Annotated in this window: 18 protein-coding genes; 6 read left to right on the top strand and 12 right to left on the bottom strand. The window is 64.3% G+C overall.

Going from position 1 to position 19,553, the window contains the following annotated elements:
- Positions 1–19 precede the first annotated feature (19 nt).
- The 3 genes from ACTJLB_RS23460 to yjfF are packed head-to-tail and all read left to right on the top strand — an operon-like array spanning position 20 to position 3,773.
- Positions 20–1,639 (top strand): sugar ABC transporter ATP-binding protein, encoded by a 1,620-nt coding sequence (locus ACTJLB_RS23460; RefSeq protein ID WP_440784602.1) that lies wholly within the window; start codon positions 20–22, stop codon positions 1,637–1,639.
- On the top strand, positions 1,636–2,679 hold the full coding sequence (locus ACTJLB_RS23455) for an ABC transporter permease (RefSeq protein ID WP_440784601.1): 1,044 nt from the start codon (positions 1,636–1,638) through the stop codon (positions 2,677–2,679). The genes ACTJLB_RS23460 and ACTJLB_RS23455 overlap by 4 nt, the downstream gene beginning before the upstream one ends.
- Positions 2,676–3,773, top strand: coding sequence for a galactofuranose ABC transporter, permease protein YjfF (gene yjfF / locus ACTJLB_RS23450; protein ID WP_440784600.1), 1,098 nt, complete (start codon positions 2,676–2,678; stop codon positions 3,771–3,773). The genes ACTJLB_RS23455 and yjfF overlap by 4 nt, the downstream gene beginning before the upstream one ends.
- 105 nt (positions 3,774–3,878) lie before the next feature.
- Here yjfF and ACTJLB_RS23445 read toward each other — a convergent pair whose 3' ends face one another.
- Together ACTJLB_RS23445 and ACTJLB_RS23440 are read right to left on the bottom strand one after the other, a co-directional pair.
- Positions 3,879–5,180, bottom strand: a complete 1,302-nt coding sequence (locus ACTJLB_RS23445; protein WP_020070289.1) for an MFS transporter — start codon at positions 5,178–5,180, stop codon at positions 3,879–3,881.
- 66 nt (positions 5,181–5,246) lie between these two features.
- A complete protein-coding gene (locus ACTJLB_RS23440; RefSeq protein WP_310071573.1) occupies positions 5,247–6,026 on the bottom strand; it encodes a putative hydro-lyase in 780 nt (259 codons plus the stop codon).
- Between the two features lie 178 nt (positions 6,027–6,204).
- Between ACTJLB_RS23440 and ACTJLB_RS23435 the strand changes: the two genes are divergently transcribed.
- Positions 6,205–7,146, top strand: coding sequence for a LysR family transcriptional regulator (locus ACTJLB_RS23435; RefSeq protein WP_440784599.1), 942 nt, complete (start codon positions 6,205–6,207; stop codon positions 7,144–7,146).
- 33 nt (positions 7,147–7,179) lie between these two features.
- Here the strand turns inward: ACTJLB_RS23435 and mdcH are convergent, their stop codons facing one another.
- From mdcH to ACTJLB_RS23395, 8 genes are read right to left on the bottom strand one after another with little or no spacing between them, the layout of a single operon-like run.
- Positions 7,180–8,112, bottom strand: coding sequence for a malonate decarboxylase subunit epsilon (gene mdcH / locus ACTJLB_RS23430; protein ID WP_440784598.1), 933 nt, complete (start codon positions 8,110–8,112; stop codon positions 7,180–7,182).
- Positions 8,112–8,819 carry a malonate decarboxylase holo-ACP synthase gene (locus tag ACTJLB_RS23425; protein ID WP_440784597.1) on the bottom strand — a complete coding sequence of 236 codons (708 nt, stop codon included), beginning with the start codon at positions 8,817–8,819 and terminating at the stop codon, positions 8,112–8,114. Before ACTJLB_RS23425 ends, mdcH begins: the two co-directional genes overlap by 1 nt.
- Positions 8,819–9,634 (bottom strand): biotin-independent malonate decarboxylase subunit gamma, encoded by an 816-nt coding sequence (gene mdcE / locus ACTJLB_RS23420; RefSeq protein ID WP_087754520.1) that lies wholly within the window; start codon positions 9,632–9,634, stop codon positions 8,819–8,821. Before mdcE ends, ACTJLB_RS23425 begins: the two co-directional genes overlap by 1 nt.
- Positions 9,631–10,518, bottom strand: a complete 888-nt coding sequence (locus ACTJLB_RS23415) for a biotin-independent malonate decarboxylase subunit beta (protein ID WP_440784596.1) — start codon at positions 10,516–10,518, stop codon at positions 9,631–9,633. The genes mdcE and ACTJLB_RS23415 overlap by 4 nt, the downstream gene beginning before the upstream one ends.
- The gene (locus ACTJLB_RS23410; protein WP_408131151.1) at positions 10,515–10,829 is read right to left on the bottom strand and encodes a malonate decarboxylase subunit delta; all 315 of its coding nucleotides are present in this window, start codon (positions 10,827–10,829) and stop codon (positions 10,515–10,517) included. The genes ACTJLB_RS23415 and ACTJLB_RS23410 overlap by 4 nt, the downstream gene beginning before the upstream one ends.
- A gap of 5 nt (positions 10,830–10,834) precedes the next feature.
- Positions 10,835–11,797: a triphosphoribosyl-dephospho-CoA synthase gene (locus tag ACTJLB_RS23405; protein ID WP_440784595.1), complete on the bottom strand. Its 963-nt coding sequence runs from the start codon at positions 11,795–11,797 to the stop codon at positions 10,835–10,837.
- On the bottom strand, positions 11,797–13,458 hold the full coding sequence (gene mdcA, locus ACTJLB_RS23400; RefSeq protein WP_310071554.1) for a malonate decarboxylase subunit alpha: 1,662 nt from the start codon (positions 13,456–13,458) through the stop codon (positions 11,797–11,799). Before mdcA ends, ACTJLB_RS23405 begins: the two co-directional genes overlap by 1 nt.
- Positions 13,459–13,466: 8 nt before the next feature.
- Positions 13,467–14,240, bottom strand: a complete 774-nt coding sequence (locus ACTJLB_RS23395) for a GntR family transcriptional regulator (protein WP_440784594.1) — start codon at positions 14,238–14,240, stop codon at positions 13,467–13,469.
- Positions 14,241–14,409: 169 nt separating this feature from the next.
- Between ACTJLB_RS23395 and ACTJLB_RS23390 the strand changes: the two genes are divergently transcribed.
- Entirely contained in the window at positions 14,410–15,708 is a 1,299-nt protein-coding gene (locus ACTJLB_RS23390; protein WP_027780254.1) for an MFS transporter, read from the top strand.
- A gap of 72 nt (positions 15,709–15,780) precedes the next feature.
- On the opposite strand, the gene ACTJLB_RS23385 is transcribed toward ACTJLB_RS23390, so the two are convergent.
- The gene (locus ACTJLB_RS23385) at positions 15,781–16,713 is read right to left on the bottom strand and encodes a DMT family transporter (RefSeq protein WP_440784593.1); all 933 of its coding nucleotides are present in this window, start codon (positions 16,711–16,713) and stop codon (positions 15,781–15,783) included.
- A 102-nt stretch (positions 16,714–16,815) separates the two neighbouring features.
- Here ACTJLB_RS23385 and ACTJLB_RS23380 point away from each other — a divergent pair, with 102 nt between their 5' ends.
- A complete protein-coding gene (locus ACTJLB_RS23380) occupies positions 16,816–17,703 on the top strand; it encodes a LysR substrate-binding domain-containing protein (protein WP_440784592.1) in 888 nt (295 codons plus the stop codon).
- Between the two features lie 45 nt (positions 17,704–17,748).
- Here the strand turns inward: ACTJLB_RS23380 and ACTJLB_RS23375 are convergent, their stop codons facing one another.
- Positions 17,749–19,308, bottom strand: coding sequence for a carbohydrate porin (locus ACTJLB_RS23375; RefSeq protein ID WP_440784591.1), 1,560 nt, complete (start codon positions 19,306–19,308; stop codon positions 17,749–17,751).
- Positions 19,309–19,553: the final 245 nt, after the last annotated feature.

Genomic DNA, 19,553 nt, shown 5'->3' with positions numbered 1-19,553 from the left:
CGCCGCTCGAGCGAGGTCTATGACGCATCCCGCTTCCGAACCGAATCCGCCGGCCACGAGAACGCCCCCGTCCGTTGCAGCTACCGTTGCAGTCGACGGCGACGTGGACCCCTGCGAGCCGATTCTTGCCACCACCGGTGTTAGCAAGACGTTCCCTGGCGTCAAGGCGCTCCAACGCGTCGATTTCCGATTATTCCCCGGTGAAGTTCACACGCTGATGGGGCAGAACGGAGCCGGCAAGTCCACCCTGATCAATGTGCTCACGGGCGTGATCGCACCCGACACCGGGACGATCAGGCTCGCGGGCGAAGTCGTGGCCTTCGCTTCGCCGCAGGAAGCCGAGGCAGCGGGCGTGCGCACGCTGTATCAGGAAGTGAATCTGTGCCCGAACCTGTCGGTCGCCGAAAACATTTTCGCCGGCCGGCAGCCGCGGCGGTTCGGCGCAATCGATTGGCCGGACATCAAACGCCGCGCGCAAGCTGCACTCGCACGCCTCGATATCTCGCTCGACGTGACGCGCTCGCTGGACGCCTATCCCATCGCAGTGCAGCAGATGGTGGCGATCGCCAGAGCGCTTTCCGTCGATGCACGCGTGCTCATACTCGACGAACCCACGTCGAGTCTCGACGACAGCGAGGTCGCACAGCTCTTCAAAATACTTCGGCATCTTAAGCAATCTGGAATTGCGATTCTGTTCGTCACGCACTTTATCGAGCAGACGTATGCCATTTCCGATCGCATTACCGTCATGCGCAACGGCGAACGCGAGGGCGAATACCTCGCGCGGAATCTGTCGGCCGATCAACTGGTTGCGAAGATGGTCGGTCACGAGCGCATGAGCGAGCGCCTTCGCGAAGCCGCGCATGAAGCGTCCGCTCCGGGCGGAACGGAACGAGGCGAGCGGGCAGCGTCGGCGTTTATCGAATTGCGCGGCGTGGGCAAGCGCGGCACCTTGCAGCCGATCGACCTGAATGTCGAGCGCGGTCAGATACTCGGGCTCGCCGGACTGCTCGGTTCCGGCCGCACCGAGACGGCGCGGCTGTTGTTCGGCGCGGATCGCGCCGATAGCGGCACGATGCTCGTGGACGGCAAACCTGTACGGCTGCGCTCGCCGCACGATGCGGTGCGTCACGGCATTGCGTATTGCGCGGAAGACCGCAAGAAAGAGGGCATCGTCGCGGACCTGTCGATTCGCGAGAACATCCTGCTGGCATTGCAGGCAAGACGTGGATGGTGGCGCAAAATCAGCCGTCAACGCGCGCGCGAACTGGCCGACTTGTGGATCGAACGGCTCGGCATCAAGGCCTCGGACGCTGAGCAGCCTATCGGGCTTCTGTCGGGTGGCAACCAGCAGAAAGCGCTGCTTGCGCGCTGGCTCGCCACCGATCCGAAACTCCTGATTCTCGACGAACCCACGCGCGGCATCGATGTCGCCGCGAAGTTCGACATCATGGACCGTCTGCTTGCGTTGTGCGCAAACGGTCTGAGCATTCTGTTCATTTCGTCCGAGATCAGCGAAGTGCTGCGCGTCAGTCATCGCGTGGTCGTCTTGCGCGACCGCCGCAAGATCGCTGAAGTCGAGGGTAAGGCGTCGAATGAAGACAATATCTACCGACTCATCGCGGGGAGCGGCGAATGAAGCTATCGAACTGGCTCGCGCGTGACGGCGTCGAGCGTCCGTTGATCTGGCCGTGCGTGACACTGGCGTTGTTGTGCGCGTTGAACCTCTGGGTCAATCCGCACTTCCTGTCGCTGCGCATGCTCGATGGCCATCTGTTCGGCGCGCCGATCGACGTGTTGAACCGCGCCGCACCGCTCGTGCTGGTCGCGACCGGCATGACGCTCGTTATCGCGACGCGCGGCATCGACATTTCGGTGGGCGCGGTCGTCGCAATCGCTGGCGCCGCCGCGGCGACGATACTCGCGACGCAACCTGTGCCGACCGGCAGCCTGATCGCGCAGGCGTTGCTTGCGGCGCTGATCGTCGGTGTGTTGAGCGGCATGTGGAACGGTTTGCTCGTGTCCTTTGTCGGCATGCAGCCGATCATTGCGACGTTGATTCTGATGGTCGCAGGTCGCGGCATCGCACAGTTGTTGACGGCCGGGCAGATCATTCCGATCGGCGCGCCCGGCTATCTGTTCGTCGGCGGCGGGTACTGGCTGGGTGTGCCGTGCTCGGTGTGGATCGCGACGATCGCCGTGCTGGCGACAGCGGCGCTCGTCGAGGGAACGGCGCTCGGGCTCTTTATCCGCGCGATCGGTGTGAATCCTGTTGCGACGCGCCTCGTCGGCTTGCGCTCGAAAGCGCTCGTTTTCGCGGTGTACGGCTTCTCCGGACTGACCGCGGCGATGGCGGGCATCCTGATCAGTTCGAACGTGCGTAGCGCCGACGGCAACAACGCCGGCCTTCTGCTGGAACTCGACGCTATTCTCGCCGTCACGCTCGGCGGCACGTCGCTGCTCGGCGGCCGCTTCAGTTTCGCCGGCACGGTGCTCGGCGCACTGATCATCCAGACGCTGACCTACACGACGTATTCGATCGGTGTGCCGCCCGAAGCTACGTTGGTCGTAAAGGCAGCGGTAGTGCTCACGGTTAGCGTAATCCAGTCGCCGGCCGCGCGCGCACTCGCAATGTCGGTTGGCTTGCAGATGATCAAGCAACGCGGGGTGGCACGATGAGACGATTCTTCTCTGCGTGGGCGCATATTGTCGATCCGCGCACATTGCCGATCGCGGTCACAATCCTGCTGTTCTGCGCGCTGTTCGGCTTTGGTTCCGTGATGTACACCGGTTTCTTCTCGTGGCAGGTGCTGCTCGATCTGCTTGTCGACAACGCCTTTTTGCTGATCGTTGCGATCGGCATGACTTTCGTGATCGTGTCCGGCGGCATCGACCTGTCGGTGGGTTCCGTGGTTGCGCTCACCACTATCGTCGAAGCGGTATTGTCGGAACGCTATCACTTATCGGTGTGGGTAATCGTGCCGATCGTTCTGGTGATGGGCACCGTATTTGGCGCCGTGCAGGGCGCGCTGATTCATTTCTTTCGACTGCAGGCTTTTATCGTGACGCTCGCCGGCATGTTCTTCGCGCGCGGCTTGTGTTTCCTGATAACCACGCAGTCCATCACGATTACGGACCCGACCTTCCACGCCATCTCGGCATTCCGGCTCGACATCGGCATCGGCTCTGTGACGGCGAACGTGCTGATCGCATTCGTCGCGCTGCTCGGGGCGATCTACGTCGCTCACTTCACGCGTTTTGGCCGCAACGTGTACGCGGTAGGCGGCAATGCGCGCTCCGCTTTGCTGATGGGGCTGCCGGTCGCGCATACGCGCATCGGCGTGTATGCGCTGAGCGGCTTCTGCTCGGCGCTCGGCGGGGCGGTTTTCACGTTTTACGTGTTGTCCGGCTACGGCCTGCAAGGGCAAGGGATGGAACTCGACGCCATCGCGGCAACCGTGATCGGCGGAACGCTGCTGACAGGCGGTGTCGGCTATGTGGTCGGTTCGCTGTTCGGCGTCGGCATTCTCGGCACGATTCAGACGTTGATTACGTTCGACGGCACACTCAGTTCCTGGTGGACCCGCATCGTGATCGGCGCGCTGCTTTGCGCTTTCTGTTTGCTGCAACGGCTGATCGAACGGCATGCAAAGTCGGTGCGGCGACCTGGCGGCACCGGCGCGGTCGTCACGTCGGGACGCGAGCGCGGGCAGACCGAGCCTTCAGGCGCATCGGATTCGCACGTGATAGGACGCGCGCCCGACCAGGCGTGAGCAGGCATGAGCAGGCATCAGCGGTGGCCGGCGGCGTGAGAGAGCCGCTGGCGTCGAACAGCAACCTCAGCGGCCCATCGAAACGCGCCAGACCCGCCGCGTCCCTCACTCCCTCAGCGCCTGCCCGCGCGTTTCCGGCAGAGTAAGCGCGGCGAGAATCACAATCCCGTAGGCTGCCGCCGCGAATGCGCCGATTGCGTGTCCAAGCGTCATCGTCTGCGACACGTAGCCGATCAGGAATGGAAACGTCGCGCCGATAGCTCGACCGAAGTTGTAGCAGAACCCCTGGCCCGAACCGCGAATCCGCGTCGGAAACAACTCGGTCAAAAACGCGCCCATGCCCGAGAAAATGCCCGATGCGCAAAATCCGAGCGGGAAACCGAGCACGAGCATCGACAGATTATCCAGCGGAAGCTGCGTGTAAATCGACGCAATCGCGCATGAGGCGACAGCGAACGCGATGAACGCGCGCTTGCGGCCAATACGGTCGCTGACATAGGCGCCCGTCAGATAGCCGCAATACGATCCGACGATCACGACGCCGAGATAGCTGCCGGTGCCGATCACGCTCAAGTGCCGCTCGGTTTTCAGATACGTCGGCAGCCACGTGGTCACCGCGTAGTAGCCGCCTTGCACGCCGGTCGCGAGAATGGATGCACGCAGCGTCGTCCAGACAATATCGCCGCGGAAAATGTCGAGCATCGAAGGACGCGCCTGAGCCGCATCCTGAGCTTCTTTTTGCCGCCGATGCACCTCCGGCTCTTCGACGAAGCGGCGGATCCAGATCACGAACGGCGCCGGCGCAATGCCGATTGCGAACAGCACACGCCACGCGTAATCGGCGGGGACGAGCGAGAACACGGCCATGAAGAGCAATGTCGACACGCCCCAGCCGATCGCCCAACCAGCCTGCACGAGTCCCACCGCCTTGCCGCGGTCGCGCGCGCGGATCACTTCGCCGATCAGCACGGCGCCCGCGGTCCATTCGCCGCCGAAACCCAGCCCCATCAATCCGCGCGCCCACAGCAGTTGCGAGAAGTTCTGCGCAAGCGCGCAGGCCAGCGTAAAAATCGCGAACCACAGAATCGTGATCTGCAAGGTCTTCACGCGGCCGATGCGATCGGACAGCACGCCTGCCGCCCAGCCGCCGACCGCCGAACTCAGCAGCGTGACCGTGCCGATCAGTCCGGCATCGCCGCGCGTGATGCCCCATGTCGCGATCAGCGTCGGAATCACGAAGCTCAGGAATTGAGTATCCATTGCATCGAGCACGTAGCCGATCTTGCAACTCCAGAACGCGCGCTTCTCGGCAGCGGAGATCTGCCGATACCACGCAAATGGGCCTTTCGCCGCGACGGAGTCGTCGTAGCGCTCGGCGTCCGCGGTTAACTGCGCTTTGGTTTCCATGCTTGAACTCCGGTCGTCGTGATGGGCCGCGTCTTGCGCGCGGCTTGCGGATGAAATGGCGCCGCGCTAGATGACGGCGAGCGAGGCGTTGGGAATGTCGGTGACGAGCATGTGTCCCGGTTTGTGCGCGATCGCGAACGGCAGGCGCGCGCTCTCTATGGCGGCTTGTGGTGTGACGCCGCATGCCCAGAATACCGGCAGTTCGTCGCTGCGCACTTCGACTGCATCGCCGAAATCGGGCCGGCCTAAATCGCGAATGCCGATCAGCGACGGGTCGCCGATGTGCACGGGCGCGCCATGCACGGCGGGAAAGCGGCTCGTGATCTGAATCGCGCGGATTGCGTCGGCGGCTTTCAGTGGGCGCATCGAGACGACGCGGTTGCCGCCGAACACGCCTGCGGGCACATTGCGTTCGCGTGTGCGATACATCGGCACATTGACCTGTTGTTCGATATGACGCAGACCAATGCCTTCGCGACGCAGCATTTCTTCGAATGAAAACGAGCAGCCGATTGCGAACACCACCAGGTCGTCGCGCCAGAGTTCGTTGAGGCTGTGCACTTCTTCGGCGCGCTCGCCGTGGCGATACACATAAAACGCAGGAACGTCGTTACGAATATCGAGGTCGGCGCCGAGCGACGGCACGCGCCATTGGCCCGTCTCGCCGATCCCCAGCAATGGACACGCCTTCGGATTGAGCGTGCAGAAACGCAGAAAATCGGCGGCGTATTGCTGCGGAAGAATGGCGAGATTGGCTTGCGCGTAGTCGCCGCAAACGCCTGCAGTGGGGCCCGACAGACGGCCGCTGCGTATCTGCTGACGAAATTCGGATGGCGTGTAGGACATGAACGGCTCGCTTCGGATTTAACGGACTGACCTTCTGATGCGTTCCAGAGTAGTAACGTCAAAAATATCCATCCAGCGAGTTTTTCTTCCGTTCCGTTAAATTAAACTTAACGGCGGAAGTGCCGCTTTACGGCGATCATGCCGCCTGTTCATCCGCTCTATTGCGAGACCAGATGCAATGAATACCCGCTTCGTCGAAACATTCCTGACGCTCGCCAGGCTCGGCAGTTTTCGTGCGACGGCGGCGGCGATGCACGCAACGCCCGCCGCGATTTCACTGCGTATCAAGACGCTGGAGTCGGAGCTCGGCGTCGAATTGATCGAACGCGATGCACCCGAATTCAAGCTCACTGCAAATGGCGAGCGGCTGCTTGCTCACGCGCGCTCGGTGGTGCAGGCCACGCGTTCGCTGCAACTGGCCGCACAGGACGAAACGCAGTTGGCGACCCGGCTGCGGCTCGGCGTGATCGAGACGGTCGTGCATAGCTGGTTGCCCGACTACATTCGCATGCTGAACCTGGAGTACCACCGCATAGTCGTGGACCTGACTGTCGATTCGAGCGCCGTGCTCGGACCTCGCCTGCGCGCGGGCGAACTCGATCTCGTGATCCAGGTGGAAGAAGCGGGCGAGCGCGAGACATCGATTGTGTCGGCGCTGCTGGCCAGTTATCCGGTGCGCTGGATTGCTCGGAGCGACCTGATTCCCGCGAGCCGTGCGAAGCATGTCGGGGCGCTGCTGCGCAAACCGGTACTCACGTTCGGTCGCGGCACGGCGCCGCAAATCGCGGTGGAGGCCATCGTGCACACGCTGGCCACGCGCGCGGGCGTACCGCTCGCCGATACGCAGGTGACGTGCATGCCGTCGGTGGCGGTCATCGTCAAACTATTGCGCGACGGCTTCGGCATCGCGGCTGTGCCCGCGCTTTTTGTCGAGCCGTATCTAACGAGCGGAGAGTTGGGGCAGTTGCAGGTGCGTCCGCTGCCGCCGCCCATCAACGTGGCGATGTACTACCGCGACGACTCCGACGTCGGCGTGCTTGCAGCGGCACGCGTTGCGCGCAATGCCTGCGATGGGTATGCGAAAGCGATGGGGCGGCAGTTGATCGAGAAGCGCCCGTGAAGCGCCGAAAAGCGCCGGTGAGGCGCGGCGTGCCTATCTGGTTTCGAGGCGCCGCTGTGCTGTCGCCGTCAGTCGTTCGAGCGGAAGCGTGCTGGCCGCAAGCGCGGCGACGTCGGGATAGTGTTCGCGGGTGATGTCGGTCAACACCTGGCCGGGCGGCGCCTCTATCGCGACGCGCATGCCCATTTCCTGCATGACGGTGAGCGCGTCGAACCATCGCACGGTGTAGCGCATGTTGGTCGCAAGGTCGTCGCGAATCGCGTCAGCCGTGTATAAGGGGCGCCCGCCGCGATTGCCGATGTAGATGCTTTGCGGCGCGCTGAAGTGAAGGGTACGTGCGTAGGCCGACAGTTCGTTGCTTGCGTTCGCGAGCAGTTCGCAATGTGAAGGCACGCTGACCGCAAGGCGCGTCGCCTTGCGTGCCCCCGCAGCCAACGCGCGGGCGAGGAAGCTGTCCAACGCGGCGTTCGCACCCGCCATGACGATCTGCCGCGGCGCGTTCACATTGCCGATGTAGACGGGCTGCTCGCCCGCGTCGGCATGCTGGGCGGCGAGCGTTGCGAGCTGGTGCTCCGTCAGCCCCGACACTGCCGCGAGACCGTAGCCCGATGGGTACGCGGCCTCCATCAGTTCGGCGCGACGGCGAACCATCGTCAATGCGTCGTGAAAGGCGAGCGCGCCGCAGGTCACCGCCGCCGGGTACGCGCCCACCGACAGCCCGGCGCTCATCTCGGGCGTCAGCCCTTCATCGGCCAGCGCGCGGGCGAGGGCCACCCCTGCCACGGTCAGACCACACTGCACGGCAACGGTCGAGCGCAATGCGTCGGGTGTGTCGAGCGAGAGAACGTCGATGCCGAGTACATTAGAAGCCTCGTCGAGCGTCGAATGCACGGCGGGATGTGGCGGCAGGCGATGCAGGAAGCCGTCGGTCTGCGCACCCTGTCCCGGGAAGATCAGCGCGAGCATCAGACGTCAGTCGGCTGAACGACGGCCCACGGATCGGCAAGCAGTTGCGGACCGCTTGCGTGGCGCGCCATTACGCGTGGTTTGCCCGCGGCCCACTCGGCGAGTGCGACACCGCCTGCGGGCGTTTCCAGCTGCGCGTCGATGCGAATGCCGGTTTGTCGCGAGAGCGCGTCGAACCGGTCCCGCAAGTCTGCGGCGCAATCGCGAGAGAGTCGTTCGGGTGTCCGAATCAAAAGATCCAGGTCGCTCGATTCCGACACCGTGTTTCTCCGCGTTGCCAGTTCGAAACCCGCGCTTCCGGTGGGACCCCATACGAGTCGATTCAATGCACTGGCCGGGTCCCGCTGCAACGCGGCGAGCGCGACAAAGGCGGGCAATGTGGCGCGCGCCGCGAGCGGCTCGTTCCGCACGAGCGCTTCGGGCGCGATTGCTTCGACGATCTCCGCCGATGCCACCCACGTGCCGTACCGCTGCGAGCGCTGTGCGCCGCGCACGCCGACTGCAACGACGCCCAGCGCGGTGAGCGCACGCCGCACGACGGCATACGGCGCGCGCTCGAAAGCGTCGCGGACCCATGCCGGTTCGCCTTCGAACGTAGCGAGACGCCGTAAGTGCAGCAGGTCGTGCGGCCGCCAACGTGTATCAGACGACCCGGCGCATGGCGCAGCGGACTGCGCGGCGAAGGGCGGCGCGGCACAGACACGCATCACACGGCATCCCATTGTTCGGCGAGCCGCCGCCGCACTTCGATAGACGCCGCGCGGTTCTTCTGTGCGGCCGCCGATTCCAGCCGCCGCGACAGATTCCGGCTGCCCGTGCGTGCGCTGCTGATCTGTTCGCACAACACCTGCTGTACGCGCCTGATTTGCGCGGCGTCAGGTGCATCCGCGTCGATGCCTTCTATCAGCTGATCGAGCAGTCCGAGCTTCGCAAACGAGGCCATCGAGTACGACATCGGCACGATGGTTTCGCCGAGTGCGTCGAGTGCTTCGACCGTGCGTCGGGTGACGCGTGCGGCGGCTTCCTTGCCCATCGCATGGACCATCGTGCCCGGTGCATCGAGCGCGACGATGCGATTGGCCTGGTAGCCATGTGCGAGGAACGCGCCCGACATCGCCGGTCCGACGATCAGCGCGATAACCGGATGTCCCGCATCGCGAGCCGATGCATATGCGTCGACTGCGGCGGCGCACGCGAGGTGAATGCCGAGCATTTCCTCGCGATAGCCATACGCCTGGCTTTTCACATCGACGATTGCGACGATAGGGCGGCGCGTGCTGCTCGCCGCATCCGCCGCGATTGTTTCGCGGACCGCTCGTGCAAGTTGCCAACCTTGTTCGAGACCGACCACGTTGTCGGTCGCGCGCGGAAAGCGGTTGGCGGGATCGGGCACGACGGTGATGAAGCGCGCGGTCTCGTCGCCGAGCGGCGCATCGCCGCTCCACACCGGCGCCGCGCTGCGGGAATCGCCGGCGAGCGCGTGGAACCAGCGCGCGCCGCGGCTCAGTTGGGTGTCGCTCATGCTTGCTCCTTGCGCGGCTGATTGTCGTTTTGCTTTGTCGAATAAACCTCGCGCATGCTTTCCGGCGTCACGCTGGCCGGGTCGATCCGCGCAAGCCGTTGCAAGAACACGTCGACCTGTTCGCTTCGGTGCGCTGCCGGCACGCCGAGCGCGAACGCGGAACGCACGGCGGCGCGCACGGCCTCGGCGTCGTCGTCGACGAGGCTATCGGCGAGCGCCGTCGCCGCGCGCTGTTCTCCGCCGATCAGTTGCCACACGCGGCGCCGGTCGCTTGCATCCAGCTCTTCGATGCCGGCTTCCTGTTCGATCACCTCGGGCCCGTTCATACCGAGGCGGCCCTGTTTCGTCACGACGAGGTACGAACACAGCGCTGCCGCGAGCGACATGCCGCCGAAGCAGCCGACCATGCCGGCGATCACGCCGACCACCGGCACATGACGACGCAGCGCAACGATCGCCGCCTGCATCTCGGCGATTACAGCAAGGCCCAGGTTGGCTTCCTGAAGGCGCACACCGCCGGTTTCGAACAGCACGACCGGCCGCACGATCTTGCCGCGCTCGCAATCGCGCAGCGCCAGTTCGAGCGCGGCGGCGATCTTGCTGCCCGACACTTCGCCGATGCTGCCGCCCTGGAACGCCGATTCGATCGCGGCGATCACGGCGGGCTCGCCGTCGATCGTGCCGCGCGCGATCACGCAGCCGTCGTCCGCCTGGCAAACGACGCCTTGCAGCGGCAGCCAGGGCGACTCGATCCTGTCGAATGGGCCGAGCAATTCGCTAAAGGTGCCCGGATCGAGCAGCGAGCGGGCGCGCTCGCGAGCGGGCAGTTCGATGAAGCTGTCGCGCAGCAGCGGTGCGGCATGCGTGCTTGCAAGCGTGCTCATGCGTCGTCTCCCTGTTCGGCGGCCTCGACGGCTTCGGCGAGCCGCAACGCCACGACACCCGGCGTCGCACCGAAGTCGTTGATTTCGATTTGCGCGGCGCCGTCGTAGCGAGTGAAGAAGCGGTCGAGCACGCTCTTCCAGATATGACTGTAGCCGTCCACGCTCGTGCGCACGACGACATGCGCGGTCAGCGCGTTGGCTTTATCGGCGGGGGCGAGCAGCACTTCCAGATCGCCCGAGCCGACCACGCCGACATGCGCGCGGGTCGTGACGGCGCGTTGCGCCGGATAGTCGAAGGTCAGATGTTCCATGTGGCTCAGCTCCCGCTGGCGTCGTGATGCGCCAGCATGTCGAGAAAGAGGGTGGCGGCGAGCAGGTCGGCTGCGCCGCCGGGCGATGCGTTGAGCGACAGCAGTTGCTGTTCGAGTGCGGCGAGCGCGATCTGGCCTTCGCGTGTCCAGCTGCCACCGGCTTGCAGCACGCGCTGCGCGCCGCGCTGTCCGGCATGCAAGCCGTCGAGACCGGCGCGATGCAGCAGGCAGGTGTCGTCGAGCGAAGCCATGATCGAGAGCAGGGCGTCGACGCGCGCGGCGTCTTCGGCGATGCCGCGCTCGCGCGCCGCGATCAACGCGGGCAAGCCCGTGCCGATCACATGCGGAAAGCCTTCTTGCGCTTCGCGGCGTGCGCCGCCGACCTGATAGCGCTGACGCACGCGCTCTCCGTGACTGTCGGTGGCAGCGGCAAAGCGGTCGGGGAAGCAGGCGATCTGCGCCGCGCGTTGGCAGATGTTCGATGCGTCGAGGCGGCCCGCGGTCTGCTGCAAAGACGCGCCCGCGACCAGCAGCCCGACAATCCAGATTGCGCCGCGATGAGCGTTGCTGCCGCCTGTCGCGCGCAGCATGTCCTGCTCGCCCGCGCGGCCGATCTGCGCGAGTTCAGTGCGCAACAGCGCCGACGGTTCGCCGCGGCGGCGCGCCGTACGCGCTAGCGCGTCAAACGTCGGTTCGAGCGCTTGCGCCGAGCGGCGCATGATCGCAAGGTCCAAGTCGCGATGCGCGCCGCTGCCGCGCCGATCGACGAGCGCGGGCTTCGGCGTGAGCTCGGCTTCGTCGATTAACGCTGTCACGGCGTAATGGGCGAGTTCCGCGTCGGTGAGCAGGTTCTGGAAAGACTTGCTGACGCGAGCGGCCGGCAACTGCGCGGGCCCGACTTGCACGGCTTGCGCGGCCTGTGCGGGCGAACGCTCATCGCGCTCGAACAAGACAGCAGCGGCTCTCATTACCAGCTCCTGAAGCGAGCCGGCGGCGCATACAAACCGCCCGACCACGTGACCAGATCGTCGATGCTGCGTGCGGCCAGCAGCGAGCGCTTCGCTTCACCGCGACGAATGCCGAGATCTTCCGGATACGCGACGATGCCGCGCCGGCGAAGTTCGGCGGTTTTCTCGGGCTTCGCACGCAAGCCGATCGGCGTTACGCCGGCCACGGCGGCGATCGCGGCGCGCCGTTCGTCGATGCCTTCGGCCTTGTGCAAATGCGCGATGCCTTCTTCGGTGACGACATGGCTTACGTCGTCGCCATAGATCATGACCGGTGCGATCGGCATGCCGTTTTTCGCGCCCACGGCGACGGCATCCAGTTCGTCGACGAAGGTCGGCTCGCCGCCTTTCTTGTATGTCTCCGCGAGTTGCACGACGAGTTTCTGACCGCGCGACACGGGCCCCTGATCCTTCAGAAGCTTGAGCCACGCTTCGCTGGAATGACGGCGGCCGCGCGGATCGTGGCCCATATTCGGCGCTCCGCCGAAGCCGGCGAGACGTCCGCGCGTCACCGTGGATGAATTGGCGTCCGCGTCGATCTGCAACGTCGAGCCGATGAAGAGATCGACACCGTATTGCCCGGCCAGTTGGCACAGCACGCGGTTCGAGCGCAGCGTGCCGTCGTTGCCGGTGAAGAACACGTCCGGACGCGCCTCGATATACGACTCCATGCCGACTTCGCTGCCGAAGCAATGGATGCTCTCGACCCAGCCCGATTCGATCGCGGGGATCATCGTGGGATGCGGATTGAGCGTCCAGTTGCGGCAGATCTTGCCCTTCAGGCCGAGCGACTCGCCGTAGGTGGGGAGCAGCAACTCGATCGCAGCGGTATCGAAGCCAATGCCGTGGTTCAGAGAACTCACGCCGTACGGTTCGTAGATGCCGCGTATCACCATCATCGCGGTCAGCACCTGCAGGTCGCCGATATGGCGCGGATCGCGCGTAAAAAGCGGCTCCACCGCGAACGGCCGGTCCGCCTGCACGACCACGTCGACCCACGACCCTGGAATATCGACGCGCGGCAACTCATCGACGATCTCGTTGACCTGCACGATCACGATGCCGTGACGAAACGCGGCGGCCTCCGCGATAGTCGGTGTGTCTTCGGTGTTCGGGCCCGTGTAGAGATTGCCGTGACGGTCCGCTTTTTCTGCGCAAAGCAGTGCGACGTGCGGCGTCAGGTCCACGAACATGCGTGCGTAAAGTTCGACGTACGTGTAGATCGCGCCGATTTCCAGTTGCCCGTCTTCGAGCAGTTGCGCGACGCGCAAGCTCTGCGGTCCCGCAAACGAGAAATCCACTTTATGCGCGATGCCCCGTTCGAACAGCGCCAGATGCTCGGGGCGGCTGATGCTCGATATGAGCAGATGCACGTCGTGAAGCTTCTGCGGATCGACCTTTGCCAGCGAGCGCGACAGAAAATCCGCCTGCTTCTGGTTGTCGCCCTCGAGCGCGACCCGGTCGCCTGGCTGGATCAGCGTTTCGAGAGCATCGACGATGCGGTTGGGCGGCAGGACGCCGTCTTCGAGCCATGGCGCGATAACGGCAAGGCGGCGGTTCTTTTCGTCGCGGCGCGTGGTCCATGAACGTGCGGCGGATGACGCTTCGGCGGATGGGTTCATCGGCTCAATCAGCTCCCGGTGGTGATGCGCGGGGGTCTGCCGCGCGGCTTGGGCCGGCTCGCGAGCGCGGCTTCCGCCTGCGCGCGTTCGGTCAGGAAACGGTGAAGCAGATCGCCCGTGCCGAGCAGATGCGCAACGACGAGCGCTTGCGCGCCCGGCACGTCGCGCCGTTGCACGGCGTCGAGCAATTCGCTGTGTTCATTGTCGGATTCGCCCTTGTAAGAAGGCAAACCGAATTTCAGGCGCAGATACCGTTCGCCACGCCGATGCAGCACGCGGATCAGGTCTTCGAGCTGAGGACGCGCGGCCGGCGCATACAGGCTCATGTGGAATTCGGCATTGCGCGCTACGTATAGCGACGGGTCCGGCTCGCGCTCCGCCGCGCGGCACAGCGCCGCGCATTCGCGCAGCGTGGCCGCCGTGTGTTTGGGTATTGCCAGCCCGATGGCAAGGCTCTCCAACGCGGAGCGGATCTCGTAGATCTCACGCGCTTCATCTGCGGACAAGGGCGCGACGGTCGCCCCTTTGTGCACCGCGACCTTCGCCCAGCCTTCGGTCTCGAGCAGGCGCAAGGCCTCCCGCACCGGGATTGCGCTAACCGAAAAGTGCCGGGCGAGCGCGTCCTGGCGCAGCGGCGCACCGGGCGCCAGCGTGCCGTCGATAATTGCCTCGCGCAGCGCCTCCGCGATTACGCGGGACGTGCTCTCCCGTGGCGCGGCTGCAGGAAGAAGCGGGGCGCGTACGGGGGCATCCAGGGGAAAACCATCTGTTGCGTCGTTCATAGTTCAAATATTATATACAAAACGACGCTAATTAAACGCGGGCAAACCCGGAATTTCTCTCCGGGCCCCGCAGAGTGCTGCGGGCTTGCACGGCAACCATGGCTTCACGACAGCTCGTGTCCGGTCGTTTCCCTTTCATATGCAGGTAACAGCAGGCAGGAGGAGCACGATGAGTTCACTCACCGACCGCACGTCGGCCGCACGGCGCCGCACGCCGTTGAATCGCTCGCAGATTGCGGGTTTTTGGGGCGCTTGGGCCGGCTGGACGCTCGACGGCATGGACTCGTTCATCTACGCGCTCGTGCTCACGCCGGCGCTGACCGAGCTATTGCCGCGCTCCGGCTACGCGGCGACGCCCGCCAACATCGGACTGGCCGGTTCTATTCTGTTTGCGCTGTTCCTGGTCGGCTGGGGCATGTCCTTCATATGGGGGCCGCTCGCCGATCGCTTCGGCCGAACCAAGGTGCTGGCGGGCACGATCTTCACATTCGCGATTTTCACGGGCCTTGCCGCGACTTCTCACAACGTGTGGGAGTTGGGCATCTATCGCTTCATCGCGGGAGTCGGTATAGGCGGGGAATGGGCGCTCGCCGGCACCTACGTGGCGGAAGCGTGGCCGGAGGATCGTCGCAAGATGGGCGCCGGCTATCTGCAAACGGGGTATTACGCGGGCTTCTTCCTGGCCGCGGCGCTAAATTACACAATTGGCGTGCACTTCGGCTGGCGTGCAATGTTCCTGACGGGAGCCGTGCCGGTCGTCGTCGCGATTCTGATTTTGTTGCGCGTGAAGGAATCCGAGAAATGGCAGAAGGCCGAGGCGCACGCCGAACGCGCGAAACCGCTGCGCGAGATCCTGGGACCGGCCTACCGGCGGCGCACATGGGTCGCGTGCATTCTGTTGACGATTGCCATTATCGGTTTGTGGGCGGGAGCCGTGTATGAGCCGTCGGCCGTCATCCAGCTTGCGTCCAAGGCGGGCATGGCGAAGAACGATGCAATCAGAATGGCGTCGCTCGCAACGGGCTTGCTGTCCATCGGTACGATTCTCGGATGCCTAGCACTGCCGCCGCTCGCCGAACGCTTCGGCCGCCGCAAGACGCTGGCGTTTTACTTCGCCGGAATGGCGGTGGCGATCACCGGCAGTTTCGGCTGGGCCTTCTATTTGCCGAACGGGCTCGCGCCGTTCATCGCCTGGCTGTTCGTGCTGGGTTTCTTCGGCGGCAACTTTGCGCTGTTCAGCTTGTGGCTGCCCGAGCAGTTCGAAACACGCGTGCGTGCGACGGCGTTTGCGTTCTGTACGTCATTCGGACGGTTTGTTGGCGCGGGCGTGAACTTTCTGCTTGGCGCGGCGGTTCTTCATATGCACACGCTCGGGGTGCCGGTGGCCCTGACGGCGCTCGTGTTCGTCGCCGGTCTGTTTGTCATTCCGTTCGCGCCGGAGACGAAGGGTGAAGTGCTGCCGCAGTAGGTTTAGAGGGCTTCGCAACGCGGTGCCGGCTGTTTGCCGGCACTTATTTATCGCCAAGCCTGAACCTGCGACTCACTCTGCATGACCCCGCGCGCGCCGGTGCGGGAGCAGCAACGATACAAGCGGCCAGCCGAGATTCACGCCGAGACTCGCGATCACGATGAGCGCCATACCCGCGAGTTGCGGCAGCGAAAGCGCGCGGCCGTACACGATCGCATCGACGGCAATCGCGGTGAGCGGATAGACGAACAGCAGCACCGCGATGATCGGCGTGGTGAGCTTGGGCAACGCGCCGTAGATCAGCACATACGAAAGTCCCGTGTGCAGCACCCCCATGCCGACGATCCAGAACCACTGCATTGCCCCGATATGCCCGGCGTCAAAAGGGGCAATAAGCGGCGCGATGATCGGCAGGAACACCACACCCACCGCGCATTGTGCGAGTGTCAGCAGGTGCGGGCGCAAGTCGCCGAGTCCCTTGGCGATCAACGTGACGCTCGCATACAGCACCGAGCCGGCCAATGCTTCGCCGATGCCGATCAGATAGCTCGCATGGCCTTGCAGATTTTCCGTGGCCGCTACACCCGACGCGAGCACGAGCCCGACGAACGCGGTCGCGATCCAGCCAAGCCGATCCGCGCCCAGCCGTTCGTTAAAAAGCGCCGCGCCGATCAGCACGACCCAGAACGGCTGTACGTGGAACACCACGGTAGCGACCGCAATGCTGGTGCGATGGATCGCATCGAAAAAACCGACCCATTGCGTGACCATCAGCACGCCGGAGATCAGCGCGAGTACAACCGTTCGCCGTGTGAAATGTGCGCGCGTGAAGAAGCCCTTCCACGCGCAGTACGCGGCCAGCGAGAGGAATCCGAACAGGCAACGGAAGAACACCAGGGTCAGCGCACCGAGCCGCGCTTCCTCGACAAAGACGCCGAGCGTGCCCATCAGCAGCCCTCCGCCGGCCAACGTGATGGCGCCCTGTTGACGTTGGGTGAGGGTCATGCCGATCGTCTCCGTGAAGTGATGCAGCCAAGTATTGCGCCGGTTGCGCGGCAACCACAAACGAATTAAATTGAGAAATTCCATAAGCGGGATTGATAAATCATGCACCCCGAATTCGACGCCGATCTGCTGCGCACTTTCGTCGCGGTCGTGGATACGGGCAGTTTCACGAAAGCGTCGGCAACCGTTCACCGCTCGCAGGCCGCGGTCAGCATGCAGATCAAGCGTCTCGAAGCCATGCTCGGCACCACGCTGTTCGCGCGCAACACGCGCAACCTGTCGCTCACGCGCCCCGGCAATACGCTGCTCGAATATGCGAGGCGCGTGCTGGCATTGCACGAGGAAGCGTGGTCGGCGATCGTTCGGCCCGAAGTTACCGGACGCGTGGTGCTCGGCGCGCCGGACGATTACGTGTCGTCGCTGTTGTCGCCGGTGTTGCGGCGATTTTCGAATCTCTACCCGCACGTGGAGATCGAAATCGTCTGCGCGCAGAGCACTTCGCTTGCGCCGATGCTGGCCGACAACAAGATCGATCTTGCCTTTGTCACGCGCGACCGCAAATTGCGCGGCGAATTCGTTCGCAGTGAGCCGATGGTGTGGGTAGGGGCTAGCGTCGATACGCCGGTACTGACGGCGTCGCCGTTGCCCGTCGGGCTGTACGAGCCCGGCTGTGTGGCGCGACAGCATACGCTGGCCGCGCTCGACGGCGCGCGGATTCGCTATCGCGCGGCATTCAGCAGCGCGAGCCTGATGGGCCTCGTCGCAACGGTGGACGCCGGTTTATCGGTGGTGGCGCTCACGCGTTGCAGCGTGCCGCCGCGTCTCGCTATTCTCGGCGAGGCACAAGGCTTGCCGAAGATAGAGCCGCTGGAGATCGTGGTCGCGCGCAGCGCGAAGTCAGACAGGCCGACCTGCGATTATCTGGCCGCGCAGATGGTTCAGGATCTGTCGTTACGCACCCAGCCGCGCGGGTCGGCGGCCGCGCAGTGAACGGGTGCGGCCGACTTCACGCGTTCGGTCGCAGTGCGATGCGTATCAGAACGCGATGTTCGTGCGCAAGCCGACGACGAACGTGTTGCGCAGCGGCTTCGTCGGATCGTTCGGATTCTGACCGGCGCCCGCATTGAAGGTGTATTGCGCGTCGGCCTGAAGCATCCACCACGGGGCGATCTGGTACTGGTAGGTCGCTTCGAGCGCGGTTTCACTCGTTCGAACACCGTACGGGCCGCCGCTGAATGCCAGGTTATCCTGATCGATTCCGTGTGCGTGGTTGCCGATCTTGATGTACGTGAGCGCCAGACCCGCGCTGTCATTGTCGCGGCCGGCGAACGGCGCTTTGAGCACGACGCCAAGGTTGGCCGCGACGCTCACCAGATTGCGGTCACCCGGTGCGCCCATCACGCGCGCGAACACGCCGAGGCTGCGCGCTTCGCCCGGGTTGGGCCGCCAGATCATCTGATCGGCCACCGCATAGAAGCTGTAGTCGCCGCGATGGTTCGCCGCGACGCCCGTTGACGCGGGACTTGCGAGCGACACACCGTTGCTGTCGTAGCGTGGGTCCGCGAAGTGGCCGTTGTTGTACCAGACACCGATCTTGTAGGTACCCGGCAGTCCGCCTTCGGCAGTGCTCGCCGCAGGCGGCGTGTCGCTGTCCGCCGGCTGGTTGATCGCATACTGCAACTCGCCGATGAACAGCGTGCCGTTATGCAGGTTGAAATTAGTCCCGCTGCGGTTGTTCGGATTGTTGCCGAGCGGATCGCCGTCGAACACACCGGCGAGCGCTGTCAACGAAGGCGTGATCTGTCCGCGCACGCGCACGCCGAGCGCCGACAGCGGATACGCCGGCCCGCCCGACGGCATGTCGTAAGTGGGCAGCGCGGGCCAGCCGAACATCGTGTTGATGAAAAGCGCGGAGTACGTGCTGGAGATGAACTCCTGGTCGATACTTTGCTGACCGACCTTCACGTCGATCCGTTTGTTCAGGAACGACTGCTGATACCACAGCTCCCACAGGCGCGTGCTGTTTTCGGCTTCAATGCCGCTTGCCGTATTCAGCGTGCCGAGCTTGTCACCGCTGAAGTTGCCGCCGTGAATCTGCAATGCGCTCACGTTGAACTGGCCGCCCGGCAACCCGAACGCTTTGTCGGTATCCAGTTGGACAGTCGCGGTAGTCACGCCGTCGTACGCGGCGCCGCGCGCGAGGCCGCCGCGCAGGTTGCCAAGCAGTTCGCTGGTTTCAGTAAGCGCGAAGCTCACGCCATATTTGCCGAGCCACGGGCGCAAGCCGCCCATGTCGCCGAACATCTGGTCGCGGCTCCAGAAGCCGGTCTCGCTGGCCGCGGCTTTGCCCGTATCCGCGCCTGCTGCTTCGTTTGTTTTGCTTACATCGCGCGTGGCGTCGGCATTTGCGGCTGCGTTGGCATCGCCTTGCGCCATTGCCGCACCCGAAGTGCAAGCCCAAGCGAACGCCGTGCACCACGCGATGCGGCGAATCGAACGCGTGCGGCTGCGCCCGGCCGCCTTGCTGCCAGATGACAGAAACTCGAAGCGGACAGGCAAGGATGCAACGGGGCGAATGGATCGGGCGAGCTTCATCAAAATGCCTTTAATGTTGTTATCGACTGCTTTCGTGCGCCGCGGCGTTAAACAGCTATTTAACCGGACGCAGGCCGGCATCGGTTCGCGCGAACCGGACAATGGGCGTGATCGTACCGAGGCATGTACCGGTGCGTCAACGCGAGGCAAACGACTCGCGTCAACATGCCGGGGACTCACGCGTCGAAAATTTGTGCGAACGCGTATCAGTGCGGCTTGTCGAACCGCACGAGTTTCCGCAGTCT

Source organism: Paraburkholderia sp. 22098 (assembly GCF_052045935.1).
GTDB lineage: Bacteria > Pseudomonadota > Gammaproteobacteria > Burkholderiales > Burkholderiaceae > Paraburkholderia > Paraburkholderia caledonica.
The sequence above is the reverse complement of the archived record's forward strand: the minus strand, read 5'-3'. Positions and strand labels throughout refer to the sequence as shown.